Origin of the sequence: Parvimonas sp. D9 (genome assembly GCF_035282565.1) — a bacterium.
Classification (GTDB): domain Bacteria; phylum Bacillota; class Clostridia; order Tissierellales; family Peptoniphilaceae; genus Parvimonas; species Parvimonas micra.
The window spans coordinates 1-509 of record NZ_JAYKBM010000048.1 but is presented as its reverse complement, the minus strand read 5'-3'; the positions used below and the strand labels follow the sequence as shown (position 1 = coordinate 509).

The 509-nt window shown below is 51.3% G+C and carries 1 protein-coding gene; it reads left to right on the top strand.

Going from position 1 to position 509, the window contains the following annotated elements; translation table 11 throughout:
* The coding region (locus VJI94_RS07960) for a DNA polymerase (RefSeq protein ID WP_324008957.1) at positions 1–509 on the top strand (509 nt) is incomplete at both ends.

Here is a 509-nt window from a genome sequence, read left to right as displayed (position 1 = left end):
ATCGTTAGCCTGTTGCTTGACTACCGTGAGCGTATCAAGGCACGGGGTACGTATGTCACGAATCTAATCGACTTCCCGAATCCTAAAACGGGCAAGATTAAGCCTGGACATATGCGCGCTGATGGGCGAGTGCATGCGGACTTCAAGCTTATCGGCACACAAACAGGACGTCTTGCAGGTGCAGCACCTAATCTGCTAAACCAACCTCGCGGTGAGATGATTCGGTCGCAGTTTGTTGCAGGTGAAGGCAAGATCTTCGGCGAAATCGATCTTAACCAGGCAGAGCTACGTTCATTGGCATTGATGAGCGGTGATCCTGTTCTGACGGAGATTTACACCAAGAACGAGGTCTCGATTCATGATGTTACCACAGGTGCATTCTTTGCACCTAAGGCAGAAGTCATGAAGGGTGAGCAGGCGTATGAGCGCGTGCGCATGCAGCTGCATCTTCCTGTAGGTACTGAACCTTCGTTCGTTTATGGCCAGGCGAAAATGCGTGGCAAGGCTGT